The following is a 25,723-nucleotide window of genomic DNA, read 5'->3' as shown; positions in this document are numbered from 1 at the left end:
AAGGGCCGGATGCTCTTCGCCAAGGGATGGGTTTTCATCCGCGGGGTTCCTGCGATGAAATTCCTCCCGCCGGAAGGGCCGCTTGAGATCGCGTTTGCCGGACGTTCAAATGTCGGTAAATCCTCATTGATCAACGCGATAATTGGGCAAAAGGGCCTGGCACGTACGTCGAATACACCGGGCCGGACCCAGGAACTGAATTACTTTGTTCCCGAAGGCTATTCAGGCGAAGATGGTGATCTGCCACCACTCGCTGTTGTCGACATGCCGGGCTATGGCTTTGCAGAGGCGCCGAAAGAGCAGGTCGATGCCTGGACGCGACTTGTTTTTGATTATTTGCGTGGACGCACAACGCTTCGACGCGTCTATCTTCTGATAGATGCCCGCCACGGCATTAAGAAGAATGATGCCGAAGTGCTTGATCTGCTCGACAGAGCGGCGGTCTCGTATCAGATCGTCCTGACAAAGATCGACAAGATCAAACCCGCCGGTGTTCCACGGTTGATGGATGAGACGGCATTGGCGATCAAGAAGCGTGCAGCCGCCTATCCGCACATATTAGCAACGTCGTCGGAAAAAAGCTCTGGTCTTGATGAGTTGCGGGCGGCAATTGCCCAGCTGCTGGAAGAACAGGAAAATCGATAAAAAGCCCCGCTGATCCGGGTGTCGGTGGATTCTGCGGGGCAATTATGCGCAGATGCCAGTCTGCGCATGTCTGTTGCTCAGATTACATCTTTGGCAACAATACTTTGTCGATAACGTGGATCACACCATTCGATTGATTGACGTTAGCAATGGTTACATTGGCGACGGTGCCATTCTCATCGGTAAGTGTGAGCTTTTTGCCTTCATATTTTGCAGTCCAGACACATCCGCCAACAGTCTTTACTGGATGCGCGCCCTTGTCATCATCGACCATCTTCATGATTGCCTTTGAAGACGCATTGGCCGCAACAACGTGGCAGGTCAGGATTTTGGCGAGCTTGTCCTTGTTTTCAGGCTTGAGCAAAGTGTCTACGGTGCCTTTTGGCAAAGCGGCAAAGGCCTCATTTGTCGGGGCAAACACGGTAAACGGGCCTTTGCCTGACAAAGTTTCGACCAGTCCGGCAGCTTTGACAGCGGCCACGAGCGTGGTGTGATCCTTGGAGTTAACGGCATTTTCGATGATGTTCTTGTTTTCATACATGGCAGCGCCGCCGACCATAGGGTTCTTTGCATAGGCTACGCCGGCAATCAGCATTGTCGAAAGCGCGATCAGACCAAGTGATTTCTTTAACATGTCTCTCTCCACTGTTTGTTTCCCTCGGTTGAGGTCAGATGGAGATACGGGGCCAGTTTGATTTAAGTTTCAAAACACCTACATTAAATTTCGCGCACGGTACCGGCCGCAACAATTGCGCCAGTTGCTGTCTTGTTAGGTGAGCCGCCGAGAGGCTCCAATGTAATGGCGAGCGTTGTCCCTTCCTGCAGCTTTCCCGCAAGTGATCTGTCGAGAGGAAACTCAGTAAGTTGTGCTGACTTGATGAGGCCAAGCGAGACAGGCGCGTCGGTGCCGGCAATCAGCCATAGTTCAAGTGAACGATCTGCTGGCAACTCGCCTGCCACGAGGCTGACCTTCAATTGCTTGCGATCCTGATTATACACAGCAACCGTGCGGTAGGCGCTACCACTTGCATCCATTGACGCAATGAGCTGCCTATCGGGCGCAGAAGAATTGTTCAGGAAATCGCGGCCGAAGCCGATAGCAGCAAGAACCAGCGCAGCAAAGGCAACGGCGCGCCAGAAGGCAAGATTACCGAAGAATGGAGCAGATTGCTGACTAACCGTTCCAAACAGGCGTTTGTCGATAAGAGCCTTCATATGCGATGGCGGAGTTACCGGATCAAACTCTGCATTCATTCCATCGAACTGCTGCTGCCAGCGGGCCACAAGCCGGGCGAATGACACATCAGTGGCGATACGCCGTTCAACGCTTTGCTTCTCGTCCAGTGCAAGCACGCCCAGCACATACTCAGCGGCGATGAAATCATCGTCCGGCGGTGTGCTATCTGTTGGGGTCGCGCTCATGCTTCGAGACATTCCTTCAATTTGAGAAGACTGCGCCGCAGCCAAGTCCTCATCGTATTCAGTGGTACTTTGTGCCGCGCCGCCAAATCCTCATAGCTGTCGCCATTCAGATAGGCACCTCGCACGGCACTTGCTCTGGCTTGATCCAATTGGCCGAGGCAATCATAGATACGCCGTGACTCACTCGCAGCGATAGAAGATTGTTCCGGGTTGGCTGAAGGTTCTGCGATGTTGGCTGCCTGATCGAGATCGCTGGACGATGGTTTGCGTGCACGCAAGATATCAATGCAATGGTTCCGGGCAATTGCAACCAGCCATGAAATAGGGCTGGTTTCGGCGATCGCAAATCGGTCGGCTTTGTTCCAGATCTTGACGTAGATGTCTTGTAGCGCGTCTTCAGCCTCCGTTCGGTTGCTCAAGATACGCAGGCACACACCAAAAAGTTTCGCGCTCGTTGATGAATAGAGGGCATCGAAAGCATTGCGGTCCCGAAGCGAGACTCGTGTTATGAGCTGGGAGATGCCTTCAGGCGTCATACGACAGCGTTTCCAACTTTCTTCTATTTGAACCAAGTTAAATCTGCCTGACAGACTTGCTGTCAATGGTCATCGGGCAAAAACATTCGCAAATAGCCGAAATCATGTTTGCCCCGTCTCGACTTTAGCGTTAAGAACCCACCGTCCTTGCAAAACTGGAGCTCTCGCATCCATGTCATCCCCTACTGAAGCCGACCGCACTGCTGAAGTTCAGGCCAGCCTGCTTTCTGCAGCGCTTCCCTATATGCAGCGCTATGAAAACAAGACCGTTGTGGTGAAATATGGCGGTCATGCCATGGGGGATGCGGCATTGGGCAAAGCCTTTGCACGCGATATCGCCCTTCTAAAACAGTCGGGAATCAATCCGATTGTCGTCCATGGCGGTGGTCCGCAGATCGCGTCAATGCTCGCAAGAATGGGCATTGAATCAAAGTTCGAAGGCGGATTGCGCGTTACCGATGCAAAGACGCTGGAAATCGTTGAGATGGTGCTGGCAGGATCGATCAATAAGGAGATCGTAGCTCTGATCAATGCCGAGGGCGAATGGGCTATCGGGCTGTGCGGCAAGGACGGAAACATGGTCTTTGCCGAGAAGGCAAAGAAAACCATCATCGATCCGGACTCCAATATCGAGAAGATCGTTGATTTGGGTTTTGTCGGAGAGCCGGTTGAAATAGACCGTACGCTGCTTGATCTGCTGGCCCGGTCCGAAATGATTCCAGTCATCGCTCCCGTTGCGCCGGGGCGGGATGGAAACACCTACAACATCAATGCTGACACCTTTGCTGGCGCGATTGCCGGTGCATTGGCGGCATCACGTCTATTATTCCTCACAGATGTGCCGGGCGTTCTCGATAAGAACAAGGAACTCATCAAGGAGCTTTCCGTCGGACAAGCGCGTGCGCTGATCAAGGATGGCACAATTTCCGGTGGAATGATCCCGAAGGTGGAAACCTGTATTGACGCGATCAATCGCGGCGTTGAAGGCGTTGTCATTCTCAACGGCAAGACACCTCATTCAGTGCTTCTGGAACTGTTCACCGAGCGGGGTGCCGGAACGCTCATCGTCCCCTGATCATTTTTTCAAGTGATCAAGAGGGATTTTCCCGGGACCTTTGATATTCTGTAAAACCAGCTGGGTGTGCACGTCGCGCACACCCTTTAACCGCATGAGCCGATGCATGACGAAGGCGTTGAGATCATCAACGTCTGGAACCATCACATGCAACAGAAAATCATGCGTGCCAGTCATCGTCCAGCAGGATGAAACTTCGTCCAGCCGTTGAATTTCTGCGATGAAACGTTCCGGCGAATCGTCGCTATGCGTATTCAGACGCACTTGAATGAACACTTCCACCATCAAGCCAATGGCTTTTCTGTCGATAATGGCAGCAAAGCCTTTGATTGCTCCGCTTTCCTGCAGCGCTTCAAACCTTCTGGCGCAGGGAGTGGCCGAAAGGCCGACAGATTGCGCGAGGTCCGTAACCGGAATACGACCATTATCCTGCAAGGATCGCAGCATTCTGATTTCAAATTCATCAAATTGAGGTTCTTTCACCCGATTCTCCCAAATTATAGGTGTGATTGCCTCCAAATATTCGCTTAAGGAGATGAATAGGTCAAATTCACCTCAAGCCTCGCTCTAATCTGATTTCGATACAATTGGAGGAGGAGGGTATCATGACCGTTTCGGTAGAAGCATATGCGCGCGAATGTGCCGAGCAGGGATTGCGTGGTAATTATACGGTTTGTCAGCCAGATTTTACCGTGGAGCAAAATTACGATTATTCAAACGAGGATCAGGAGGTTTGGCGCACCCTTTGCGACCGCCAGACCAAACTCACCTCAAAGCTTGCTCATCGCTCCTATCTCGATGGTGTTGAAGCACTAGGCCTATTGGAGCAGATCCCGGATTTTCACGAGGTAAGCGAGCGTCTGCACAAGCTGACAAATTGGGAAATTGTTGCTGTTCCGGGTCTCATCCCGATCGAGCCATTTTTCGATCATCTCGCCAATCGCCGTTTCCCGGTGACGAACTGGCTGCGCAGCAAGAAGGAACTCGATTACATCGTCGAACCGGACATGTTTCACGACTTCTTTGGCCATGTGCCAATCTTGAGTCAGCCGGTCTTTGCGGATTTCATGCAGCTTTACGGACAAAAAGGCGGTGAAGCTGTAAAAATGGGCGGCGATCAGATGGTTTCGCGGCTGTACTGGTATACGGCCGAATTCGGCTTGATCCAGGAAGAAGGCGCACCGCTCAAGGCATTTGGTGCCGGGTTGATGTCGTCCTTCAGCGAACTGCAATTTGCGGTGACAAGCTCTGATGCCCATCATGTGGCATTTGATCTGGAAACAGTCATGCGTACCGGTTACGAGATTGACAAGTTCCAGCGGGCATATTTTGTGCTGCCCACATTTGACACGCTGCGGGATGCGTTCAGCAATGCTGATATGCCGACCTTGATTGCGAAATGGAAGGATGCAGACCCGCTTGACGCGGCTGCTGTGTGAGTTTTCTCAGGCCGCTTCTTTCATCCCGGACTGGATGAATACACAATTGCGGCCATTGCGCTTGGCCTCGTAGAGTTTGCGGTCGGCGGTCTGAAAATGATCGACGACCGCGCCGCTGGATATGTCGACGATCCCGCCAATGCTGACGCTCAGTCTGACGCGCTCGCTATGGGGTGTTCGGTAATCCATGCGGTTTACCTCAGCCCGGATTATCTCGGCAACCGCAGTTACGCGGCTGTTTTCTTTTGTCGCCAGATAGACGCCGAATTCCTCACCGCCGATGCGTCCGATACTATCGTCTGTGCCAACGCAATCCGTTATGCAACGCGCAATAGCCATCAGGGCACCATCGCCCACATAATGGCCGTGAACATCGTTGATCTTCTTGAAATGGTCGACATCAATGATGAGAAGCGAGCAGGGCTGACGTGTCCTTACTTCGTCAAGATGATCGAAAAATGCCTCACGATTAAGCAGGCCCGTCATGCTGTCGCGTGATGATTTCTCAAAGAGCTTTGCATTTGTGACTTCCAGCTCTTCTTTCACGCGCCTGAGCGCTTCCAAAGCGCGGCTTAGCCGCTCGGATTGCCGGATGACGATAAAGGAGAGGATCGGAGAGATCAGCACTGGACAAACCGTCGCGATGACATAACCCATCGCATTATGCATGTCATTGGCATGCATAATGATCCCGGTGATCAACAATGAGCATATCACCGAGACGATCGTTATGGTCAGACATTTGAGAAGAATTCTGGACATTAATGGGTCCTGACCCTAACCTCGGAAGCAACAACACGGTTTACTACGACGAATTCATGAAACAGCAGTTAGCGAAAAACTTAAAAGCGGTCGCAGTTAAGTCGGTTTTCTCCTATTGCTTCAAAAGAATGAGCAGAGTCTCCAATTTTCTATGATGGAAAGCTGAGCGGAAACCCAAGCGAATATGACAAACCAACCAGATCCTTTAAGTTTTGCCCATGTGACAGATTGGGTTTTCGATCTCGACAATACCCTTTACCCGCATCATTCCAACCTGTTTTCACAGATTGATATGAAAATGACGGGTTATGTAGCCGATTTGTTGAAGCTTTCGCGTGCAGATGCGCGCATTGTACAAAAACAATTTTACAAAGAATATGGCACGACCCTCAAGGGATTGATGGATCGTTATGATATTGATTCAGATGACTTTCTGCAGAAAGTGCATGATATCGATTATTCTTGGCTGGTTCCCGATCCATCATTGACCATCGCGCTTCGCCAATTGCCGGGCCGCAAATTTATCTTCACCAATGGTGATCGCGGTCATGCGGAACGCGCCGCCAGACAGCTAGGCGTTCTGGACGAGTTTGACGATATTTTTGATATTGTCGCCGCTCAGTTGATGCCCAAGCCTGAAAGGGCGACCTATGACCGGTTTCTAGACCTGTACAAGATAGACCCCGGCTGCAGCGTCATGTTTGAGGATCTTGCTCGTAATCTCATCGAGCCCAAAGCGCTTGGCATGAAAACAGTATTGATCGTGCCGCACAATTTCGAACCAACTTTTTCAGAAATTTGGGAACGCGATCCTGGTCAAACGGATCATGTTGATTATGTCACCGATAATCTGTCGGCATTTTTGAGCGCGATCCTGCCGGGTCAGGTCGACAGGCAGGTTCCCGCTCAAGTTGAGGAATGAGAGCCGCTTGGAGTTAATGCGCGGCCATCATTGCGTTCAAGGCAAATCGTAGAATTTACGAATGACGTCCCATGCTTCTTCCGCCTCATCCACGAACGTAATAAGTTCGAGATCAGAAGGAGAAACGACACCTTGTTCCGCGAGAAACTCAAAGTTGATCGTCTTTTCCCAGAATGATTTGCCGAAAAGCAGGAACGGTATGCGCTCCATGCGACCGGTCTGAATCAAGGTCAGCGCCTCGAATGTTTCGTCCATTGTCCCGAACCCGCCCGGGAAAATGGCCATTGCTTTGGCGCGCATCAGGAAGTGCATCTTGCGGATCGCGAAATAATGGAAATTGAAGCACAAGTCCGGCGTAACATAAGCGTTGGGCGCCTGTTCATGCGGCAGCACAATGTTAAGGCCGATCGTTGGCGCGCCAACATCGGCAGCACCGCGATTGCCCGCTTCCATCACGCCGGGGCCACCACCTGTCACAATGACGAATTCGCGGTTGTAGGTGGTCGCCGAATAGACGGAGCAGAGCTGCGCAAACTTCCGCGCCTCGGCATAATAGCGTGAGTTTGCCTCAAGGTTTTTCTTCTGAACCTCGTTTTTGGCTGCCCATGCCTCACCGCCGGGCTCCGGAATGCGCGCCCCGCCAAACAGCACGACTGTCGAGCGGATGCCACGCTCGGTCAAAGCCATTTCCGGCTTGAGCAATTCGAGTTGCAGCCGCACGGCACGCAATTCACGTTTGGTCATGAAATCGGGATCGGCAAAGGCGAGACGATAGGTGTCGGACTCGGTCTGCGGTGTTGAAGGCGCTTCGCCTACACGGCGAACCGCTTCAGAAGAGTGGGAAAATGGCGTCCAGCCGTTTTTTTCGTCAGTATTCAATTTTCACTTCTCCTTCTGCGGCGTAGATGACGCTGGCAGACATCCAATCGGATTCCTTATCCAACATTATGGTGCTGCGATTGACCCTCTCGCAGACTTATCTTACTAGGCCATTGATATTAATTGCCCGTGTAATGGAGTGACCTTAAAATGTCCAAGCCCGATCTGAATGGCCTCGAAAAGACGATTGACAAGGCCTTCGACGAACGCGATGCGATCAGCACTGAAACACGCGGTGAAATCCGCGATGCGGTCGAGACATCGTTGCTTCTCCTTGATAGCGGCGAAGCACGCGTGGCAGAGAAACAGGCCGACGGAAATTGGAAGGTCAATCAGTGGCTTAAAAAGGCTGTACTCCTGTCATTCCGCCTCAACCCAATGGGCATCATCGAAGGTGGACCCGGTGGCGCAACCTGGTGGGACAAGGTGCCATCCAAGTTCGATGGCTGGGGCGCGACTGAATTTGCCAAGGCTGGCATACGCACAGTACCCAATGCGATCGTTCGCCGTTCCGCCTATATTGCGCCAGGCGCAATCCTCATGCCGTCTTTTGTTAATCTGGGTGCTTATGTCGGCGAGGGCACTATGGTCGATGCGTGGGCAACGGTTGGCTCCTGCGCGCAGATCGGCAAGCACGTGCATCTTTCAGGCGGTGTAGGCATTGGCGGCGTTCTTGAACCCATGCAGGCCGGCCCGACGATCATCGAAGATAATTGCTTCATTGGCGCCCGTTCGGAAGTTGTTGAAGGCTGTATCGTTCGCGAAGGTGCCGTTCTCGGTATGGGCGTCTTCATCGGCAAATCGACCAAAATCGTCGACCGTGCCACGGGCGAAATCTTTTATGGTGAAGTGCCGCCATATTCTGTCGTGGTTGCAGGAACACTGCCTGGAAAACCTTTTCCAAATGGTGAGCCGGGGCCAGGTCTCTATTGCGCCGTCATCGTCAAGCGCGTCGATGAAAAGACCCGCTCCAAGACCTCGATAAATGAGCTTCTGCGCGATTAAGACCGGATTTCTTCAATGGAATGGCTGCGGAGGGGTTTCCCCTCCGCTTGCTTGACGCAGGACAGAACTTTACGGGCGAGCGTAGCCGATAGGCCCTTCTCCCGTGCCATTTGGATAATCACTCCTTGGAGATAATCCACTTCCGTTGGCCGGCCACGCGCAAAGTCTTCCCACATGGATGATCGTGCCCTCGGATCAATGGCCAGCATCTTGCGCGCGACGACGCGAAATAAAAAATTTGGCAATCTTAAAATCCAGGGAAGAAGAGCGGGCTTTACGCCCTGGATTTTTGCCGGCTCGATGCCGTGCGCCGTCATGATGTTGAGGGCTTCGCTCATCTGGTCGGCTACAAGCTGCCGCCATTTGCGATCTGCCAGCTGCTCGGCAAGCGGTAAGTTTGACAGCGCATTTGGCGCATTGTTGAGGTTCATCAGCAATTTTCCCCAAAGAACACCCTCTATATCTAGGTGCGCTTGCACCGGCAGGCCGGGCACCGAAAGGACGCGGGGCAGTTCAGCCAAAACCTTGTCGATGAGGACCGTGCCTTGAGTGGTTCGCCTTACCGTGAGCGGTTCTGCGGAATTGTCGGACAGGACGACATTAAATGGCACCATTCCGGCAATGACGACCGTTCCTTCCGGCAGTATGCGGCGTAAAATTTCCGTGTTGCCGACGCCGTTTTGAAGGCTGACGATAATGGCACCAGCAGGCGCATGTTTTGCGGCAAGTCCGGCCATTTCCTCGGTGGCGCCGCTTTTAACTGTGATCAGAACAATGTCGGCATCCGCAAAGGCTACTGCAGGATCGCTGCTCAGTTCGAACTCATGATGTGGAATGAGTTGCTGTGTCCCATCAAGGTCGATGACCTTAAGTCCGGCCTCTCGAAGCTTTGCCTCGGTGCGAGGCCTCGTCAAAAAACAGACCGCGCGTCCAGCTGCTACCAAGCTTCCACCGACATAGCACCCGATTGATCCTGAACCAGCGACAACAATGCGCGACTTGTTGGAGACCATGACACATCCTTCAAGCAAAAAGCGGCACGAAATCAGTCACGTGAAGCGTGACAGGATCGCGCTTTTCCATTATCGCATTACACATGAAATCCTCTGCTGATCCAGTACAAAACCTCGCCCGGCTCATCGCCTGCCCTTCCGTGACGCCTTTGGAAGGCGGAGCATTGACGACAGTCCAATCCCTTCTGGCACCGTTGGGATTCTCGGTCGAACGACCCGTTTTCAGCGAAGATGGGACGCCCGATGTAGAGAACCTTTATGCACGGCGTTCCGGAAACGGACCGCATTTGATGTTCGCGGGACATACGGATGTGGTTCCTGTGGGCGATGAAGCGGCATGGACCTATCCGCCATTCTCTGCGACCATTCATAATGGCGAGATGTATGGGCGCGGGGCTGTGGATATGAAGGGCGGCATCGCCTGTTTCGCCGCAGCTGTTGCCCGCTATCTGGAGAAAAACGGTGAGCTCAAAGGCTCAATCTCATTTCTGATAACCGGGGATGAGGAAGGGCCTTCCATCAACGGTACCGGTAAATTGCTCGAATGGGCAAAAGCTAAGGGAGAAAGCTGGGACGCGGCAATCGTTGGTGAGCCGACCAATCCGGATACGCTCGGTGATATGATCAAGATTGGCCGTCGCGGTTCTCTATCGGGCACGATTATCGTGCGCGGTATACAAGGGCATGCTGCCTATCCGCATCTTGCGGACAATCCGATCCGTGGCCTGACCATGCTCGTCGACAGCCTTCTCTATCCCGCCTTTGACAAGGGCACCAAGAATTTCCAGGCGACCAATCTGGAAGTAACGACGATTGATGTTGGAAACCCAGCAGTCAATGTTATCCCTGCCGAAGCCAGTGCGACCTTCAATGTCAGGTTTAACGACACTTGGACCGATGAGACGCTGATGGCCGAGATACATAACAGGCTCGACAAGGCGGCAGGCCGCCGCAAGCTACGTCCGGGCAGGAAGACGCCGGTGAACTACGACCTGGTCTGGCGCGATCGTCCAAGCCACGTATTCCTGACGCATAATGAAAAGCTGATCGGAACTTTGACCTCGTCGGTTGAAAAGGTGACGGGAAAGCGTCCTCAGCTCTCGACATCCGGCGGCACATCAGATGCCCGTTTCATCAAGGACTATTGCCCGGTGGTTGAATTCGGTCTTGTTGGCCAGACCATGCACATGGTCGATGAACGCGTATCGGTTGCCGATCTTGAAACCTTGACGCAGATTTACGAGCGGTTCATTGCGGATTTTTTTGCGTGACGAGTTGATGAACGACATACCCGACTGGAACGAAATACAACGCTATCTTCGCGGCACCTGGCGCATGATGAATGGTCATGCAGACGGTCTTGAAGAGCTTGATTTTTCGGAAGACGGTTTTTGGCAGTCTTTTCACGCCATAACAATATCGCTGCCGCCGCTCATTCTGGGCTGGATTGTTTTTGCCAATGACCTTGTCGCTTTGCGTCCGGGAACTGGAAGCCGCCTTTCCATAATCGGAAGTGCTGCCTTTGTCGATCTTGCAAGCTGGGTTCTGCCGTTGGTGATAGTGGCATTGCTTGCCCGACCATTGGGAATCGTAAAGCGTTTCAGCCCTTATGTCGTCGCCACCAATTGGGGATCTGCGATAGGTGCGTGGCTAACGGTGCCAGCCACGCTGGTACGAATGCTTTTTCCTGACTGGCCAACTCTGATTGGCAGCATGAGCATGATGGTTTATGCGCTGATTATCGTTTTTACCTACAGGCTGGTGCATGTGGCATTGAAAAAACCCTATATTTGGTCAGCGACGTTTTTCATCGCATTCATCATCGGTTCGATATTGATGGTGATCACGTTTCAAAATGCTCTGGGAATTGCGATGCCGTCGGTGAGCGGGTAGTCTACGCCGATCAGGTATAAACCGTGGGGGGGGGCTACAGGGCCGCACGCCTGCCGATCGCGCGCTTCAAGAGCAGCGCTCACATCATCCGCATCCCATCGCCCACAGCCAACTTCCTGCAGCGTTCCAGCGAAAGAGCGAATTTGATTGTGCAGAAATGACCGCGCGGACGCCCTGATCTCGACAATTTCGCCCTTGCGGCTGACGCTCAAGAAATCGAGCGTTTTAACAGGGCTTTTTGATTGGCACTGCGTTGCACGAAATGTGGTGAAGTCATGTGTTCCGATCAACCTCTGCGCTGCAGCGTGCATGGCTTCTGCATCAAGCGGCTTTTTCACCCACCATGCGCGATAAGCCTCCAGCGGGGCAGGGGGGCGGCGATTGACGATCCGGTAGAGATAGTGGCGGCCCGTTGCTGAAAATCGCGCGTCAAACTGAGAACTGACCAGTTCTACATTTATGATACTGACAGTTTCGCCCGCAAAAACGAGATGGGCGTTGAGCGCTTCGCGAATTTTTGAACTGCTCCAGTCCTTGACGAGATCGACATGGGCAACCTGCGCGCTGGCATGAACGCCCGAGTCTGTGCGTCCGGCTGCGCCAAGAGATATGCTCTCACCGCAAAACTTGAAGATGGCCTGTTCGATGGCGGCCTGGACGGTGTGGCCGTTTTCCTGACGCTGCCAACCTGCATATGGCGTACCATCATACTCGACAGTAAGCTTGTAGCGGGGCATTAGAGTGCTCCAAAAGCTGGAGCATACTGCAGGACGCCGGTCGATGGCGCATCGGCAAAAGCTAAAGCTTGCAGATATTTCCCTTGGTAAGCGCTCTCAAAACCTGCAGCGCGCAGATGCTCATAGCCAAATCTGCCGTAATATGCGGGATCGCCAAGAACGAGCGATAAGGTCTCTCCTGCAGCGACGAGCTTCGTATGGGCTGTCTGAATGAGGAGACTTCCGACACCTTGCTTTTGAAACTCCGGCAATACTGCCAAAGGCGCCAAAGCGACGGCGTCGTGGTTCTTACCGGTAATCTTCACGCGTGAAAACAGGATGTGTCCTGTCAGAATCCCGTTTTTCCGGGCAACAAGCTCGAGCAGAACATCGTTATTTTCTCTCAACCGAGAAATCAATTTAACTTCGCCGGTTCCCCCGAAGGCACGCTCGACAAGGTTGGCAACTTCAGGATAATCGTCAGGGCTTGTAGTCTGGACCGTGACATCACTCATGGCAGTCGTGTGCCTTGCGCGATTTTAGCTCCGCGCTGAAACTCCTGCCCATCCATGGCTTTGCCGCCTGCACGCTGCAATGTCCGCAGACGGACAGCTCCTTCGCCGCAGGCAATGCGCAAATCGTCGTCCAATACGGTTCCGGGGGCACCTACGCCTGTGGCGAGCACTGAGCGCAGAAGTTTGACACGCTCCAGATCGTCGCCAATTTCCATTTCACACCAGGTACCGGGAAACGGCGCCAGGCCACGAATACGGTTGTGAACGTCTATGGCTGGCTGGGTCCAGTCGATGCGGGTTTCGACCTTGGTAATCTTGGAGGCGTAGGTTACTCCCTCATCGGATTGCGGCGTGAGGGTCAGGCTGTCGCGTTCCAGAGCGGCAATGGCGCGCACCATCAGATCAGCGCCGGCCATGCTAAGCTGGTCATGCAGTTCGCCCGCCGTCATGTCAGCCGTAATGTTGATTTTCTCGACCATGGCGACCGGCCCAGTATCGAGACCTTCATCCATCTTCATGATCATGATGCCGGTTTCAAGGTCACCGGCCATAATGGCACGCTGAATTGGCGCAGCTCCCCGCCAGCGCGGAAGCAATGAGGCATGTCCATTATAGCAACCGAGGCGGGTGCCCTCGAGAATTTCTTTCGGTAAAATCAGGCCATAGGCGACAACAATCGCAACATCTGCCTTGAGATCGATGAAAGCCTGCTGCTCATCCGGATCTTTCAGGCTCTTGGGTGTGCGGACCTCGATGCCGAATTGCTCCGCATTCCGGTGAACAGGCGAAGGGGTCAGCTCAAGCCCACGCCTGCCAGCAGGGCGTGGTGGCTGGCTATAAACCGCAACAATTTCATGGCCCTGCCCGATCAGCGCATTGAGAATAGGCACGGAAAAATCCGGCGTGCCCATGAATACGATGCGTAAACTCATGGCCTAAACCGCCAATCGGCTTGGAGGACGATCCTTGGCGAGTTTCTTGAACTTCTTCACCACCATTTCACGCTTCAACCGCGAAATGTAATCGATGAACAAAATACCGTTCAAATGATCGATCTCATGTTGAAGGCATGTTGCCAAAAGTCCGTCCGCTTCGACTTCTTGGGGCTTCCCCTCAATATCGAAATAGGAAACGCGAACCTGTTTGGGCCGCTCGACTTCCGCATAGTAATCAGGGATGGAAAGGCAGCCCTCTTCGTAAATATTCCGTTCGTCGCTGGACCAAAGCACCTGTGGATTGATGTAAACCTGCGGCGCCTTCGGCTCGTCCTCTTTGGCAAGATCAATCACCAGCATCTGGATCGGTGTGCCGACCTGAATGGCCGCCAGACCAATGCCGGGCGCATCATACATTGTGTCCAGCATATCAGCGGAAAATTTGCGCAAATCCACGTCAAAACTTTCGACAGGTTTGGAAACTTGACGAAGCAGCGGATCGGGAAGGATGACGAGCGGTTTGATAGACATGCCCTTCACCTAATATCTCGATTTTCAGCCGTCAATGCGGCATCAGACCCAATCATAAAAATGTTCATGTTTTGATCTCACATTTACCAATCGAATCGGTTACTCTAGGGTTATGGAAACTTCAATTTCTCTCGATCAAACGCTGTTTCAGCTCGGCGCGACCTCAATATCTGTAGGCGCAACACTGTTTACAGTGGCGCTTGTCATGGCTTTGGTGGTGATTTTTGCCATTGTTGCTGTCATGCGGGCAGCACGGATGCGGCTTGTCGCGGAGATACAGGCGGAAGATCGTGCCCGCGACGCGGAAGCGCGAATGGGAGAAATTCTTAAAAGCCAATCTGAAATGCAAGGTCGCATGCAGACAATGGCTGAACTTTTCGGTTCTCGTCAGGCAGAGCTTAATCAATCCATTCGGGAGCGGCTCGACGGCATGACCACCCGGATTGGCCAGACCATGACCGATCAGACCAAGTCCACGCACGAAAATCTCGCCAAACTGCAAGAACGGCTGGCGGTCATCGATACGGCGCAGAATAATATTCAAACGCTTGCGGGTCAGGTCGTCCAATTGCAGGCAATTCTTGCCAATAAACAGACGCGTGGGGCCTTCGGTCAGGCGCGGATGGAAGCGATTATCGCCGATGGTCTGCCGCAGGGCGCTTATGAGTTTCAGGCAACCCTGTCGAATGGAAGCAGACCTGATTGCGTGGTTCGCATGCCCAATGGTGCAGCAAATCTGGTCATTGATGCCAAGTTTCCCCTGGAAGCCTGGAACGCCATACGTGAATCCGAAACGCCGGAAGGCAAGAAGATCGCCGCTACACAGTTCCGGCGCGATATCGAGATTCATATTCGTGATGTTGCAGAAAAATATCTTATCAATGGCGAGACGCAGGATACGGCGTTTCTGTTTGTGCCCTCGGAATCGGTATTTGCTGAAATTCATGAGAATTTCGAAGGCGTGATCCAGAAGGCGCATCGCTCGCGCATAGTAATCGTATCGCCCTCATTGCTGATGCTATCCATTCAGGTCATTCAGGCTGTGCTAAAAGACGTACGCATGCGGGAACAGGCGCATTTGATACAGGGCGAAGTCATCCGGTTGATGGAAGATGTTGGCCGTCTTGATGATCGTGTGCGGCGTCTGCAAACCCATTTCATTCAGGCAAACAAGGATATTGACGATATTCTGGTATCTTCCAGCAAGGTGACCAAGCGCGGCCAGAAGATCGAAGCGCTGGAATTCGCGGAAGCGCCAGTGGGCGAAACAAAAGCGCCCGATACAACGCGGTCGGCAGCTTCCACGACAAGCCAGTTGCGCTTGCGGGTGGTCGATGGCGAGGAGTAAGGCCAGACTGTATCTGACCTGACGGATAATTCCGATCTTAGCCAGCTTCGATGGTTTTGCGCCGAACCTCCCAGGTTCCGGTCGTCTGCGGCTTGACGAAGAGGCTGATAATATCAGGATTGGCTTTTTTCAGAGCCGCTTCGATGCGTTGAACACAGGCTTCGATTTCTGGCGCGCGCATGTGATCTTCGAATTCCACACTGAGGCTCGCCGCGATCTGTTTGGGACCCATATGGACTGTTAGCACCCCATTGGCGCGTTGAACTGCCGGGTCCTGGTTGGCAATGTCGAGGATTTGCTGATCCACCTCTGGGAGTGCAGCCTCGCCCATCAGCAAGCCCTTGCTCTCTCGCGCCAGAAAAATCGCGGTTCCGCCAAGTATGATCGAAATTCCGATAGAGGCGACACCGTCCAATTCTGGAATATTGAAGAGTTGCGCGGCGGAAATGCCAACAAGAGCAATAACAAGCCCGAGCAGGGCAGCTGTGTCTTCGAACAATACCGTAAAGACGCTGGGATCTTTGCTAATCCGCACCGCCTCGACGTAACCAAGGTCGCCTTTAACAGTGCGAAATTCCTTCAACGCTATGTACCAGGAGGTTCCCTCGAACAACATGGCAAGGCCAAGAACAACATAGTTGATGATAGGATTTTCAACGGGCTCCGGATCAAGAATATGGATCACGCCTTCATAGAAGGACACTCCGGCACCCACGGCAAAGACCAACAAGGCGACGATGAAACTCCAGAAGTATAGCTCCCGGCCATGGCCGAGCGGATGACTACGGTCGGCAGGTCTGGCCGCGCGGCGCAGACCAAAGAGGAGAAGCGCTCCATTTCCGGTATCAACCAGAGAGTGGACACCTTCCGAAAGCATGGCGGAACTGCCGGTAAAGAAAGCCGCGACAAACTTGGTGACGGCAATCAGAAGATTGCCAAGTATCGCTGCGTAAATAACTTTTTTGGATCCGGCATGCGCTTTCGCCGATTGTGTTGCCATGGTTTGCCCCCTGTCCTTCGGAGAACGCCAAATGTTTTGTAAGGTTCCGGCTTGCGGCAGTAAGTGGTCGGTATGATGCTAGTGGTTTTGTATCTCATGCGCTAACTCTTCCACAAACAGTGTAGGGCGACATGACTGATTCCACAGTAGAGCAAGCAATATTTCTAGGGTTGGATACGGGCGGGACCTATACCGACGCCGTACTCTGGTCGGAAGAGCGCGGCGTTATTGCCAAGGCAAAAGCGCTTACGACACGCCATGATTTGAGTGTTGGCATTTCTGGCGCGGTCGATGCCATCATTGCCGAAGCTTCTGTGCTTCCAGCCGGCATCCGGCTTGTGTCAATGTCGACGACACTGGCCACCAACGCGTTGGTTGAGGGCCAGGGCGGGCGCATCGCATTGGTGATGATCGGATTTTCCGATGCTGATCTGGAGAAGGCAGGATTGAAAGATGCTCTTGGCAACGATCCTGTCATATTTATCCCGGGTGGTCATGACGTCTATGGTCGTGCTCAACCTTTCGATGCATCATCCCTTGAAAAGGCATTGCCACATCTGAAATCTGAAGTGACAGGCTTTGCCATTTGCGCCTATTTTGCCGTGCGCAATCCAGAGCATGAGATTGCCGTACGCGATCTTGTGCATGATAAGACAGGGCTGCCAGTCACATGCAGCCATGAATTATCGGCCAAATTGAACGGTCCCAAACGGGCATTGACGACAGTACTTAATGCCCGGCTGATTGCGATGATTGACCGGCTTGTCGCGGCCACGGAAGGTTTTCTGCACAAGCGCGGGATTCACGCACCTTTAATGGTCGTTCGCGGCGATGGCGCGCTGGTCTCTGCCGCATTTGCCCGCCACCGGCCCATTGAAACCATTCTTTCGGGGCCAGCAGCAAGTCTCGTTGGCGCGCGTCATATGACCGGCCTCGACAATGCGATTATTTCCGATATTGGCGGCACGACGACTGATGTTGCCGTGCTGGATGATGGCCGCCCCCGGCTTGATCCCAACGGTGCCACAGTTGGTGGGTTTCGCACCATGGTTGAAGCTGTGGCGATGCGTACCTTTGGCCTTGGCGGGGACTCGGAAGTGTCGCTGGACGACAATGCCATGACACCTGGGATCAAGCTTGGACCAAGACGGCTTGTGCCGCTGGCGCTTCTCGCGGCCAATCACGGTTCCATGGTGATTGAGCATCTGGCCCGTCAGGTTAAAGCGGTCAATGCAGGACGGCTAGATGGACGTTTCGCCTTGCGCACAGGTGTGCCGGTGCAAATGGCGTCTGGCCTGAGCAAGGGAGAGGCCGAGCTTTACGAGCGTATGACCACAGAGCCACAGCCGCTTGATCGTCTATTGGCCTCGGTTTCGCAGACGGCTGCAATAACACGGCTGGTCTCTCGCGGATTGGTTCATCTTGCGGGGTTCACGCCCTCGGATGCCTGTCATGTTTTGGGCCTTCAGAACAATTGGAATGCCGAAGCAGCGCGGTATGGTGCTATTCTTTATGCAAGGCGCAAGGATGGGGCGGGTCGTCCTTTTTGCGATACGCCAGAAGAAGTTTCACGCCGAACCTATGATGCTCTTATCAGGCGTTCATCCGAGGTCGTTCTTGAAACAGTCTTTGCGGAGGACGGGCTTGAGGGGCAGGAAACCGTCGCAAGTGCACTCGTTCAGCGAGCATTATCTGGGGTGGGCGGTATTGCCGGTATCAAATTGCATATCGACCGGCCCCTAATCGGACTTGGAGCGTCAGCACCCGTCTATTACCCTGCTGTGGGCGACGAGCTTGGTGTTCAATGTATCGTTCCCGTTGATACGGATGTGGCAAACGCTTTAGGAGCCGTAGTCGGACAAGTCCGGGTGTCACTCGAAGCGCATATAAGCCAGCCTGTTGAAGGTCTTTATCGGGTAATGGCGGGTGAAGCTGTTCAGGATTTTCAGCTTGAGGAAGATTCAATCGCATTTGCCGAATCAACACTGAAGAATCAGGTGCAGCGACTGGCGCTTGAGGCCGGAACAGACGAGCCTCACATCACAATTATTCGCAATATCAGCGCGGCAACAGTGGAGGATCAGCGAAAATTCATTGAAGCGGTCTTGATCGCTACAGCGTCAGGGCGTCCGCGGATCGCGCACTAATCGATTTCAATCGATACAGATTTCAACACAGACCATCGGAGAATTGACTGCACTGGCCTTGGCGTGTTCAAGGATATGCAATGCAAATCTATAAGGACATGATCATGGGCGAACGTATCGAAATGAATGGTCTGAAAGTGGCTCCAGAGCTTCACGATTTCGTTGTGAATGAAGCCATTCCCGGAACAGGCGTCGATGCGGCACAGTTTTGGTCAGGTTTTGCGCAGATCGTTGATGATCTGGCGCCGAAGAATCGCGCTTTGCTGGCAAAACGCGATGCATTCCAGCTTCAACTCGATAATTTTTATAAGAGCAGGCGTGACAATGGTTACTCACCGGAGGAGTATGAAGCATTCCTGCGAGAGATTGGTTATTTGCTGCCTGAAGGCGACAAATTTGCTGTCTCGACGAGCAATGTAGATCCCGAAATCGCCGTGACAGCGGGTCCGCAGCTTGTCGTTCCCGTCATGAATGCACGCTATGCGCTCAATGCTGCCAATGCGCGTTGGGGTTCGCTCTATGATGCGCTTTACGGTACGGACGCAATTTCGGATGAAGGCGGGGCGGAAAAAGGAAAAGCATTCAACCCGGTACGCGGTGCGAAAGTCATTGCCTGGGCCAAGTCTTTTCTTGATGAGAGTGCGCCATTGCAAGGTGCGCAGTGGGCGGATATTTCCGCGCTTACTGTTAAAGACGGTAGACTTGCGCTCAAATCAGGGAATGAGGCTGTTTCCCTTGCGAATGAAAGCCAGTTCGCGGGCTATCGCGGTGATCCGGCAAGCCCGACGGCAATTCTTTTGATCAAGAACGGGCTGCATGTGGAGGTCGTGATTAACGCCGATCATCCAATTGGCACAACAGACAAGGCGCACATTGCCGATGTTCTGTTGGAATCTGCCCTAACAACGATTCAGGATTGCGAAGACTCTGTCGCGGCAGTGGATGCGCAGGATAAGGTCATTGTCTATCGCAATTGGCTCGGTCTGATGAATGGCGATCTTGAAGACAGTTTCGAAAAAGGCGGGAAGACAGTCACCCGCAAGCTCAACCCGGATAGGGAATATACGGGCAAGGACGGCAAGCCGCTAACGGTACCGGGACGCTCCCTCATGCTGGTACGTAATGTCGGGCATCTGATGACCAATCCTGCAATCCTCGACAAGGATGGCAATGAGGTGCCTGAGGGCATTATGGACGCGGCCATCACGGCCTTGGCGGCACTTCACGATATTGGTCCAAATGGCCGGCATATGAACTCCCGTGCCGGATCAATGTATGTGGTGAAGCCAAAGATGCATGGCCCAGAAGAGGTTGCTTTTGCGGCTGAATTGTTTGGGCGCGTAGAAGCACTTTTGGGAATGCAGCCGAATACGATGAAGATGGGCATCATGGATGAGGAACGCCGGACGACGGTCAACCTGAAGGAATCCATCCGTGCTGCAAAAGAACGGGTCGTTTTCATCAACACCGGTTTCCTTGATCGCACTGGCGACGAGATTCATACTTCCATGGAAGCTGGACCGATGATCCGCAAGGGCGACATGAAGCAGGCGTCGTGGATCGGAGCCTATGAGAACTGGAATGTTGATATCGGCCTCGAATGTGGTCTTTCCGGTCATGCCCAGATCGGCAAGGGCATGTGGGCGATGCCTGATCTGATGGCGGCAATGCTTGAGCAAAAGATTGGTCATCCGAAGGCTGGTGCAAATACGGCTTGGGTGCCATCGCCAACAGCCGCAACGCTGCACGCCACGCATTATCACAAGATAAATGTTGCTGAGGTTCAAGGCGCGTTGAAATCGCGGGGGCGTGCAAAGCTCAGTGATATTCTATCTGTGCCTGTCGTATTGCGCCCCAACTGGACGCCGGAGGATATTCAGCGTGAACTCGACAATAATGCGCAAGGCATTTTAGGCTATGTGGTGCGCTGGGTCGATCAAGGGGTTGGTTGTTCCAAGGTGCCCGATATCAACAATGTCGGATTGATGGAAGATCGGGCAACTTTGCGTATTTCTGCCCAGCATATTGCCAACTGGCTGCATCATGGAATCACCAATGAAGCTCAGGTGTTGGAGACGATGAAGCGTATGGCAGCCGTCGTCGACAAGCAAAATGCCAATGATCCTCTTTATCAGCCAATGGCTGGTAATTTTGACAAGTCGGTAGCGTTTCAGGCCGCATGTGATCTCGTTCTCAAGGGCCGCGAACAGCCCAATGGCTATACAGAACCTGTCCTACACCGCAGGCGCCTGGAGTTGAAAGCAAGCCAATAAACCTTTTCGATGCCGGGCGGCGATCAACATGAATAGCTGCCCGTGCCGAGTGTGCTCTTGTTTGCCGACTGATTCTTGTTTAGGCGATAGCACATGAAATTGCTTGCGCTCGACACCGCCGCCAATCTTTGTTCTGTTGCCATCTTCGATGCTGAAAGCGGCACGATGCTGGCACAGATCAGTGAAGATATTGGCAAAGGCCATGCCGAGCGGTTGATGGCAATCATGGAACAAGCCGTTGCCAATGCTGGGATTGCAATCAACGAAATTGGCAAGGTCGTCACCAGTATTGGACCGGGATCCTTTACTGGCGTGCGGGTAGGGGTGGCAACGGCGCGCGGTCTGGCTTTGGCTTTGCGCTGTCCGGCAATAGGCGTTACCACGCTTGAGGCTCTGGCTTATGATGCCGGAAAAGCCCTCTCCGGAAGACCAGTTCTCAGTGTGATCGATGCGCGCCGCGATGAGTTTTATGCGCAGTTTTTCGCAAGCGATGGTACGCCTGCCTCCGAGCCCATGATTGTTACCTTGCCCGGGATCGTGGAACAACTGGCCGGCCATGGGCAAAATCTTGTTCTTGCCGGTTCCGCCTCAGCGCTGATCAATGCAAAGCTGGAACGTCCATTGGACGTGGCGTCGGCAATGGCGACCGGTACGATCGAAGCGTTTGCGCAACTTGGAATACGATCACAAGACACAGCCTTGCCCAGTCCCCTTTATTTGCGTGGTCTCGACGTTAAGCCGCAACAGGGTTTCGTATTGAAGCGGCAGGTCGCAGAATGATGGGCCTGCCTTTCGATAATCTGCGTCAGCGCAGCTTCGTAATCGAAACGCTTGCGCGGGAGGACGCAACTCATCTGGTGCCGATTCATGCCGGTACGTTCCGGCAGCCGTGGAGTGAAGACGATTTTCACGCGCTGCTTGGTGAAGCCAACGTCTTTGGTTTTATCGCGCGCGAAGAGGGAAATCGTGCGGCGCAGCCCGGTGGTTTTGTTCTTGCACGGCTTGTTCTGGATGAGGCCGAGATACTAACCATTGCCGTCGCTCCGCAGTTTCAGCGCAAGGGCGTCGGTCATGCCTTGATGGACGCGGCATTGCGCCATTTGTACAATGCGCGTGCGACCATGCTGTTTCTTGAGGTGGATGAGCTGAACGCACCGGCGCTCGCCCTATATCGCAGACTCGGATTCAAACAGGTGGGAAAACGGCCCGGCTATTATGAAACGCCCTCAGGACGCTCAGCGGCCTTGACGATGCGCCGTGACCTGGGACATCGCGAAACGGGTTCTGGCCGCTAAGATGATCGCATATCTAAGACTTATTCTGGCAGCGGCCGGCTTTGCACTCATCACAATAATCTTGCTGCCGGTCCAACTGCTTTTCGTTAAGACCGGCTGGTCATTACAGAAAAAGCTTCCTGTGCTTTTTCATAAGGTTGTTCGCCATTTGCTTGGAATTCGCATTCATGTGCACGGCAAAATGGCGCAGAATCGGCCATTGCTGCTTGCAGCCAATCATTCCTCATGGGCCGACATAGTCGTTTTATCGGCTATCGCGGAAGTCTCTTTCATAGCCAAGTCTCAGGTGGCTACCTGGCCATTATTCGGTCTCTTCGCCAAGTTGCAGCGCTCTGTCTTCGTTGAGCGTGAAAAACGCGGCAAGACCCATGATCAGGCAAGTGAAATAGCAACGCGTCTTGCCGATGGCGATGTCATGGTGCTTTTTGCGGAAGGCACGACATCAGACGGTAACCGTATATTGCCCTTCAAGACATCGCTGTTCGGTGCTGCGCAGGTAGCAATCCGCGAAACCAGCGTCGAAACAGTCACGATCCAACCTGTTGCCATCGCTTATACGCGGGTGCACGGACTGCCAATGGGCAGGTTTCATCGCCCGATAATCGCATGGCCGGGGGACGTGGAGCTTGGTCCCAGCCTTATCGGGATGCTCAAGGAGGGCGCCTATGATGTTGATGTCCGATTTGGCGAGCCAGTTGTGATTGACAGCAAGTCTGACCGGAAAGCCTTGGCGCGGTTAATGGAAGAGAAAGTGCGGGCGATGATGCAAAGGTCGCTGCAGGACCGTGACTATATCGAGCCGGAGATCGCAACTGCCACGAATCTCACCGATCCGGCTATTTTCAAAGAGGCCAAAAAGCTTTAGAAGCCTCTGCATGGACGATATCATTATTAAACATCAGCTGGACGAGACGTTGGGAGCGCTTGCCCATTCGCCATCACTGGCCAATACCCGCAAGGTCTATGTAAAGACCTATGGCTGCCAGATGAATGTCTATGACAGCCAGCGGATGACTGACAGTCTCGCAGCTGAGGGTTATAGCCCGACAGACACGGCGGATGATGCCGATCTGGTCTTGATCAATACCTGTCATATTCGTGAGAAGGCGTCTGAAAAGCTGTACTCGGCGCTTGGCCGGCTACGCAAAATGAAAGATGCGCGCGCCAAAGAGGGTCGCGAACTCACGGTCGGCGTTGCTGGATGCGTGGCGCAAGCCGAAGGCGATGAAATTACGCGGCGTGCGCCCGTTGTTGATCTGGTTGTCGGCCCCCAAACATATCACCGCCTGCCACAGGCGCTTGCGCGTGTGGCAAAAGGCGAGCGTGTCGTCGAGACTGAATATGCGATTGAAGACAAATTCGAGCACTTGCCCGCTCCCAAAAAGGAGCAGACGAGAAGCCGCGGCGTTACTGCATTTCTCACTGTCCAGGAGGGGTGCGACAAATTCTGTACGTTCTGCGTGGTCCCCTATACACGGGGATCTGAAGTTTCGCGTCCTGTTGCCCAGATTCTGAAAGAAGCCGAAAAACTCGCCGATGCCGGTGTACGTGAGCTGACGCTGCTTGGGCAGAACGTCAATGCGTGGCATGGCGAGGGGCATGATGGCCGCGAGTGGGGGCTGGGCGAATTGCTTTACCGGCTGGCCGAGATACCCGGCATTGCGCGACTACGCTACATTACCAGTCACCCGCGCGACATGGATGACGCTTTGATCAATGCGCATCGTGATCTCGATATGTTGATGCCCTATCTGCATCTGCCGGTTCAGGCTGGTTCGGACCGTATTTTGAAAGCGATGAATCGCAAGCATACGGGCGACGATTATCTGCGTCTGATTGAGCGGATACGAAACGCCCGCTCCGATATAGCGCTGTCAGGTGACTTCATTGTTGGCTTCCCCGGAGAAACGGACGAGGATTTTGAGGCGACGTTGCAGCTGGTTCGGGACGTTACCTACGCCGCAGCCTATTCGTTCAAATATTCGCCGCGACCAGGAACACCCGGTGCCGATCTGCCTGACCATATTGATGAAGCGGTAAAAGACGAGAGATTGCAGCGTTTGCAGGCTTTGCTCAGCGAACAGCAATATGCCTTCCAACGCAGCCTTGTGAATAAAAGCTTTGATGTGCTCATTGAAAAGGCCGGAAGAGTGCCTGGACAGATGGTTGGACGATCTCCTTGGTTACAACCTGTAATTATCGATGTACACGGCGGCAGAATCGGCGACATTATCAATGTACGAATCATTGACACGGGAACCAACAGCCTTATCGGTCTCCGGGAGATGGTTTGAGGAACAAGTAGCGACTATATGAACAGGCGAATACTTTTTTAGGAGAGCCGTTTGAACGCCACCGAAAAACTGAAACCCGCTCCTTCCGGAGCCTCGGACCTGGCGCATATCGTACTGACATTTGATAACAATCGGCTGGCGAGTGCGCTATTCGGCCAGTTTGACGAGAATCTTGCTCGTATCGAAAAGAAGCTGGGCGTTGACGTCCGTTCCAAAGGCAATCAGCTCGCTATTCGTGGCGAGCCAGGAGCAACGGAGCAGGCTCGGCGCGCTCTGGATCAACTCTACGAACATTTGCAAAAAGGCCATGATATATCCGCATCGGATGTTGATGGTGCTTTGCGAATGGCTATCGCTGCCGACGATCAATTGACGCTTCCCACAATGGAAAACAAGAGCAAGATGGCTGTAGCCCAGATATCGACCCGCAAGAAGACGATCTTCGCTCGCACGCCGACGCAAGATGCTTATATGCGCGCGCTTGACCGGTCGGAAATGGTGTTCGGCGTAGGGCCAGCGGGTACGGGTAAGACCTATCTGGCGGTCGCCCATGCGGCGATGCTGCTGGAGCGTGGTCTGGTGGACCGCATCATCCTTTCCCGCCCAGCCGTCGAAGCTGGTGAGCGGCTTGGTTTTCTTCCCGGCGACATGAAAGAGAAGGTCGACCCTTATCTGCGCCCTCTCTATGACGCGCTTTACGACATGATGCCTGCTGATAAGGTTGAGCGTGCCATCGCCGCAGGCGTTATCGAAATCGCACCGCTCGCCTTCATGCGCGGGCGTACACTGGCTCATTCTGCAATTATTCTGGATGAGGCGCAAAATACGACTGCAATGCAGATGAAGATGTTCCTGACCCGCCTTGGCGAAAACGGACGTATGATTATTACTGGCGATCCGAGCCAGATTGATCTACCGCCAGGCCAGAAGTCCGGATTGGTGGAAGCGCTCAATATTTTGAACGATGTTCAGGGTATCGTCACCGTAAAGTTTACGGATGTCGATGTGGTTCGTCATCCGCTGGTTGCGGCGATTGTTCGTGCTTACGATAAGGAAGGCGCCAAGCCTAAAGCTTGAC

At 53.4% G+C, this 25,723-nt stretch carries 26 protein-coding genes and 1 pseudogene; 15 read left to right on the top strand and 12 right to left on the bottom strand.

Annotated features, from left to right (window positions below; genetic code table 11):
• Positions 1-9: 9 nt before the first annotated feature.
• Positions 10-645: a ribosome biogenesis GTP-binding protein YihA/YsxC gene (gene yihA / locus V9K95_RS10000; protein ID WP_307286340.1), complete on the top strand. Its 636-nt coding sequence runs from the start codon at positions 10-12 to the stop codon at positions 643-645.
• An 82-nt stretch (positions 646-727) separates the two neighbouring features.
• Here yihA and V9K95_RS09995 read toward each other — a convergent pair whose 3' ends face one another.
• The 3 genes from V9K95_RS09995 to V9K95_RS09985 all read right to left on the bottom strand — a co-directional run bounded on the left by V9K95_RS09995 (position 728) and on the right by V9K95_RS09985 (position 2,603).
• Entirely contained in the window at positions 728-1,279 is a 552-nt protein-coding gene (locus V9K95_RS09995) for a fasciclin domain-containing protein (RefSeq protein ID WP_115051451.1), read from the bottom strand.
• Between the two features lie 83 nt (positions 1,280-1,362).
• Positions 1,363-2,067 (bottom strand): anti-sigma factor, encoded by a 705-nt coding sequence (locus V9K95_RS09990; RefSeq protein ID WP_307282325.1) that lies wholly within the window; start codon positions 2,065-2,067, stop codon positions 1,363-1,365.
• Positions 2,064-2,603 (bottom strand): sigma-70 family RNA polymerase sigma factor, encoded by a 540-nt coding sequence (locus V9K95_RS09985; protein ID WP_115051449.1) that lies wholly within the window; start codon positions 2,601-2,603, stop codon positions 2,064-2,066. The genes V9K95_RS09990 and V9K95_RS09985 overlap by 4 nt, the downstream gene beginning before the upstream one ends.
• A 172-nt stretch (positions 2,604-2,775) precedes the next feature.
• Between V9K95_RS09985 and argB the strand changes: the two genes are divergently transcribed.
• The gene (argB, locus tag V9K95_RS09980; RefSeq protein WP_115051448.1) at positions 2,776-3,678 is read left to right on the top strand and encodes an acetylglutamate kinase; all 903 of its coding nucleotides are present in this window, start codon (positions 2,776-2,778) and stop codon (positions 3,676-3,678) included.
• On the opposite strand, the gene V9K95_RS09975 is transcribed toward argB, so the two are convergent.
• The gene (locus tag V9K95_RS09975; RefSeq protein ID WP_307282328.1) at positions 3,679-4,161 is read right to left on the bottom strand and encodes an Lrp/AsnC family transcriptional regulator; all 483 of its coding nucleotides are present in this window, start codon (positions 4,159-4,161) and stop codon (positions 3,679-3,681) included. It abuts the gene before it with no gap.
• Positions 4,162-4,283: 122 nt separating this feature from the next.
• Here V9K95_RS09975 and phhA point away from each other — a divergent pair, with 122 nt between their 5' ends.
• Entirely contained in the window at positions 4,284-5,117 is an 834-nt protein-coding gene (gene phhA / locus V9K95_RS09970) for a phenylalanine 4-monooxygenase (RefSeq protein ID WP_336440695.1), read from the top strand.
• Positions 5,118-5,123: 6 nt separating this feature from the next.
• On the opposite strand, the gene V9K95_RS09965 is transcribed toward phhA, so the two are convergent.
• Positions 5,124-5,879 carry a GGDEF domain-containing protein gene (locus V9K95_RS09965; RefSeq protein ID WP_307282332.1) on the bottom strand — a complete coding sequence of 252 codons (756 nt, stop codon included), beginning with the start codon at positions 5,877-5,879 and terminating at the stop codon, positions 5,124-5,126.
• A gap of 184 nt (positions 5,880-6,063) precedes the next feature.
• Between V9K95_RS09965 and V9K95_RS09960 the strand changes: the two genes are divergently transcribed.
• A complete protein-coding gene (locus V9K95_RS09960) occupies positions 6,064-6,801 on the top strand; it encodes a pyrimidine 5'-nucleotidase (RefSeq protein ID WP_307282334.1) in 738 nt (245 codons plus the stop codon).
• 36 nt (positions 6,802-6,837) lie between these two features.
• Here V9K95_RS09960 and V9K95_RS09955 read toward each other — a convergent pair whose 3' ends face one another.
• Positions 6,838-7,680 carry an LOG family protein gene (locus tag V9K95_RS09955; RefSeq protein ID WP_307282336.1) on the bottom strand — a complete coding sequence of 281 codons (843 nt, stop codon included), beginning with the start codon at positions 7,678-7,680 and terminating at the stop codon, positions 6,838-6,840.
• Positions 7,681-7,830: 150 nt separating this feature from the next.
• On the opposite strand from V9K95_RS09955, the gene dapD reads away from it, so the two are divergent.
• Entirely contained in the window at positions 7,831-8,685 is an 855-nt protein-coding gene (gene dapD, locus V9K95_RS09950) for a 2,3,4,5-tetrahydropyridine-2,6-dicarboxylate N-succinyltransferase (RefSeq protein ID WP_307282338.1), read from the top strand.
• Here dapD and V9K95_RS09945 read toward each other — a convergent pair.
• Positions 8,682-9,698 carry a 2-dehydropantoate 2-reductase gene (locus V9K95_RS09945; protein ID WP_336440694.1) on the bottom strand — a complete coding sequence of 339 codons (1,017 nt, stop codon included), beginning with the start codon at positions 9,696-9,698 and terminating at the stop codon, positions 8,682-8,684. The genes dapD and V9K95_RS09945 overlap by 4 nt on opposite strands.
• A gap of 83 nt (positions 9,699-9,781) precedes the next feature.
• On the opposite strand from V9K95_RS09945, the gene dapE reads away from it, so the two are divergent.
• Together dapE and V9K95_RS09935 are read left to right on the top strand one after the other, a co-directional pair.
• A complete protein-coding gene (gene dapE / locus V9K95_RS09940; RefSeq protein WP_115051441.1) occupies positions 9,782-10,969 on the top strand; it encodes a succinyl-diaminopimelate desuccinylase in 1,188 nt (395 codons plus the stop codon).
• Between the two features lie 7 nt (positions 10,970-10,976).
• On the top strand, positions 10,977-11,591 hold the full coding sequence (locus V9K95_RS09935) for a hypothetical protein (protein WP_336440692.1): 615 nt from the start codon (positions 10,977-10,979) through the stop codon (positions 11,589-11,591).
• Here V9K95_RS09935 and truA read toward each other — a convergent pair.
• Genes truA through def form a run of 4 tightly spaced genes read right to left on the bottom strand, consistent with a single transcriptional unit; the run spans position 11,549 to position 14,288 of the window.
• Entirely contained in the window at positions 11,549-12,328 is a 780-nt protein-coding gene (gene truA, locus V9K95_RS09930; RefSeq protein WP_115051439.1) for a tRNA pseudouridine(38-40) synthase TruA, read from the bottom strand. The genes V9K95_RS09935 and truA overlap by 43 nt on opposite strands.
• On the bottom strand, positions 12,328-12,822 hold the full coding sequence (locus V9K95_RS09925) for a GNAT family N-acetyltransferase (RefSeq protein ID WP_336440691.1): 495 nt from the start codon (positions 12,820-12,822) through the stop codon (positions 12,328-12,330). The genes truA and V9K95_RS09925 overlap by 1 nt, the downstream gene beginning before the upstream one ends.
• On the bottom strand, positions 12,819-13,754 hold the full coding sequence (gene fmt / locus V9K95_RS09920; RefSeq protein WP_336440690.1) for a methionyl-tRNA formyltransferase: 936 nt from the start codon (positions 13,752-13,754) through the stop codon (positions 12,819-12,821). Before fmt ends, V9K95_RS09925 begins: the two co-directional genes overlap by 4 nt.
• 3 nt (positions 13,755-13,757) lie before the next feature.
• On the bottom strand, positions 13,758-14,288 hold the full coding sequence (def, locus tag V9K95_RS09915; protein WP_336440689.1) for a peptide deformylase: 531 nt from the start codon (positions 14,286-14,288) through the stop codon (positions 13,758-13,760).
• A gap of 241 nt (positions 14,289-14,529) precedes the next feature.
• On the opposite strand from def, the pseudogene V9K95_RS09910 reads away from it, so the two are divergent.
• Positions 14,530-15,636, top strand: a pseudogene (locus V9K95_RS09910) (DNA recombination protein RmuC); the annotation flags it as partial.
• Between the two features lie 37 nt (positions 15,637-15,673).
• Here V9K95_RS09910 and V9K95_RS09905 read toward each other — a convergent pair.
• A complete protein-coding gene (locus tag V9K95_RS09905) occupies positions 15,674-16,636 on the bottom strand; it encodes a cation diffusion facilitator family transporter (RefSeq protein ID WP_336440687.1) in 963 nt (320 codons plus the stop codon).
• 131 nt (positions 16,637-16,767) lie between these two features.
• Between V9K95_RS09905 and V9K95_RS09900 the strand changes: the two genes are divergently transcribed.
• The 7 genes from V9K95_RS09900 (at position 16,768) to V9K95_RS09870 (ending at position 25,722) form a co-directional block, all read left to right on the top strand.
• Positions 16,768-18,783, top strand: coding sequence for a hydantoinase/oxoprolinase family protein (locus tag V9K95_RS09900; protein WP_336440686.1), 2,016 nt, complete (start codon positions 16,768-16,770; stop codon positions 18,781-18,783).
• Between the two features lie 104 nt (positions 18,784-18,887).
• Positions 18,888-21,056 carry a malate synthase G gene (locus V9K95_RS09895; RefSeq protein ID WP_336440742.1) on the top strand — a complete coding sequence of 723 codons (2,169 nt, stop codon included), beginning with the start codon at positions 18,888-18,890 and terminating at the stop codon, positions 21,054-21,056.
• 93 nt (positions 21,057-21,149) lie between these two features.
• On the top strand, positions 21,150-21,836 hold the full coding sequence (tsaB, locus tag V9K95_RS09890; RefSeq protein WP_336440685.1) for a tRNA (adenosine(37)-N6)-threonylcarbamoyltransferase complex dimerization subunit type 1 TsaB: 687 nt from the start codon (positions 21,150-21,152) through the stop codon (positions 21,834-21,836).
• Positions 21,833-22,351 carry a ribosomal protein S18-alanine N-acetyltransferase gene (gene rimI, locus V9K95_RS09885; protein WP_115051432.1) on the top strand — a complete coding sequence of 173 codons (519 nt, stop codon included), beginning with the start codon at positions 21,833-21,835 and terminating at the stop codon, positions 22,349-22,351. The genes tsaB and rimI overlap by 4 nt, the downstream gene beginning before the upstream one ends.
• A gap of 1 nt (position 22,352) precedes the next feature.
• A complete protein-coding gene (locus V9K95_RS09880) occupies positions 22,353-23,216 on the top strand; it encodes a lysophospholipid acyltransferase family protein (protein ID WP_336440741.1) in 864 nt (287 codons plus the stop codon).
• A 10-nt stretch (positions 23,217-23,226) separates the two neighbouring features.
• Positions 23,227-24,645, top strand: a complete 1,419-nt coding sequence (miaB, locus tag V9K95_RS09875) for a tRNA (N6-isopentenyl adenosine(37)-C2)-methylthiotransferase MiaB (protein WP_336440684.1) — start codon at positions 23,227-23,229, stop codon at positions 24,643-24,645.
• Between the two features lie 51 nt (positions 24,646-24,696).
• Complete coding sequence (locus tag V9K95_RS09870) at positions 24,697-25,722, top strand: PhoH family protein (protein WP_307282363.1); 1,026 nt, start codon at positions 24,697-24,699, stop codon at positions 25,720-25,722.
• Position 25,723 lies beyond the last annotated feature (1 nt).

It is taken from the genome of Phyllobacterium sp. CCNWLW183 (genome assembly GCF_037203775.1).
GTDB classification, from domain to species: domain Bacteria; phylum Pseudomonadota; class Alphaproteobacteria; order Rhizobiales; family Rhizobiaceae; genus Phyllobacterium; species Phyllobacterium ifriqiyense.
This window is presented reverse-complemented; position numbering and strand designations above follow the sequence as displayed.

Excerpts from the sequence above, each read along its gene's own strand:
- yihA (WP_307286340.1), top strand. The coding sequence starts at position 10 with ATGCTCTTCGCCAAGGGATGGGTTTTCATCCGCGGGGTTCCTGCGATG.
- V9K95_RS09995 (WP_115051451.1), bottom strand. The coding sequence starts at position 1,279 with ATGTTAAAGAAATCACTTGGTCTGATCGCGCTTTCGACAATGCTGATT.
- V9K95_RS09990 (WP_307282325.1), bottom strand. The coding sequence starts at position 2,067 with ATGAGCGCGACCCCAACAGATAGCACACCGCCGGACGATGATTTCATC.
- V9K95_RS09985 (WP_115051449.1), bottom strand. The coding sequence starts at position 2,603 with ATGACGCCTGAAGGCATCTCCCAGCTCATAACACGAGTCTCGCTTCGG.
- argB (WP_115051448.1), top strand. The coding sequence starts at position 2,776 with ATGTCATCCCCTACTGAAGCCGACCGCACTGCTGAAGTTCAGGCCAGC.
- phhA (WP_336440695.1), top strand. The coding sequence starts at position 4,284 with ATGACCGTTTCGGTAGAAGCATATGCGCGCGAATGTGCCGAGCAGGGA.
- V9K95_RS09965 (WP_307282332.1), bottom strand. The coding sequence starts at position 5,879 with ATGTCCAGAATTCTTCTCAAATGTCTGACCATAACGATCGTCTCGGTG.
- V9K95_RS09960 (WP_307282334.1), top strand. The coding sequence starts at position 6,064 with ATGACAAACCAACCAGATCCTTTAAGTTTTGCCCATGTGACAGATTGG.
- dapD (WP_307282338.1), top strand. The coding sequence starts at position 7,831 with ATGTCCAAGCCCGATCTGAATGGCCTCGAAAAGACGATTGACAAGGCC.
- V9K95_RS09945 (WP_336440694.1), bottom strand. The coding sequence starts at position 9,698 with ATGGTCTCCAACAAGTCGCGCATTGTTGTCGCTGGTTCAGGATCAATC.
- dapE (WP_115051441.1), top strand. The coding sequence starts at position 9,782 with ATGAAATCCTCTGCTGATCCAGTACAAAACCTCGCCCGGCTCATCGCC.
- V9K95_RS09935 (WP_336440692.1), top strand. The coding sequence starts at position 10,977 with ATGAACGACATACCCGACTGGAACGAAATACAACGCTATCTTCGCGGC.
- truA (WP_115051439.1), bottom strand. The coding sequence starts at position 12,328 with ATGCCCCGCTACAAGCTTACTGTCGAGTATGATGGTACGCCATATGCA.
- V9K95_RS09925 (WP_336440691.1), bottom strand. The coding sequence starts at position 12,822 with ATGAGTGATGTCACGGTCCAGACTACAAGCCCTGACGATTATCCTGAA.
- fmt (WP_336440690.1), bottom strand. The coding sequence starts at position 13,754 with ATGAGTTTACGCATCGTATTCATGGGCACGCCGGATTTTTCCGTGCCT.
- def (WP_336440689.1), bottom strand. The coding sequence starts at position 14,288 with ATGTCTATCAAACCGCTCGTCATCCTTCCCGATCCGCTGCTTCGTCAA.
- V9K95_RS09905 (WP_336440687.1), bottom strand. The coding sequence starts at position 16,636 with ATGGCAACACAATCGGCGAAAGCGCATGCCGGATCCAAAAAAGTTATT.
- V9K95_RS09900 (WP_336440686.1), top strand. The coding sequence starts at position 16,768 with ATGACTGATTCCACAGTAGAGCAAGCAATATTTCTAGGGTTGGATACG.
- V9K95_RS09895 (WP_336440742.1), top strand. The coding sequence starts at position 18,888 with ATGGGCGAACGTATCGAAATGAATGGTCTGAAAGTGGCTCCAGAGCTT.
- tsaB (WP_336440685.1), top strand. The coding sequence starts at position 21,150 with ATGAAATTGCTTGCGCTCGACACCGCCGCCAATCTTTGTTCTGTTGCC.
- rimI (WP_115051432.1), top strand. The coding sequence starts at position 21,833 with ATGATGGGCCTGCCTTTCGATAATCTGCGTCAGCGCAGCTTCGTAATC.
- V9K95_RS09880 (WP_336440741.1), top strand. The coding sequence starts at position 22,353 with ATGATCGCATATCTAAGACTTATTCTGGCAGCGGCCGGCTTTGCACTC.
- miaB (WP_336440684.1), top strand. The coding sequence starts at position 23,227 with ATGGACGATATCATTATTAAACATCAGCTGGACGAGACGTTGGGAGCG.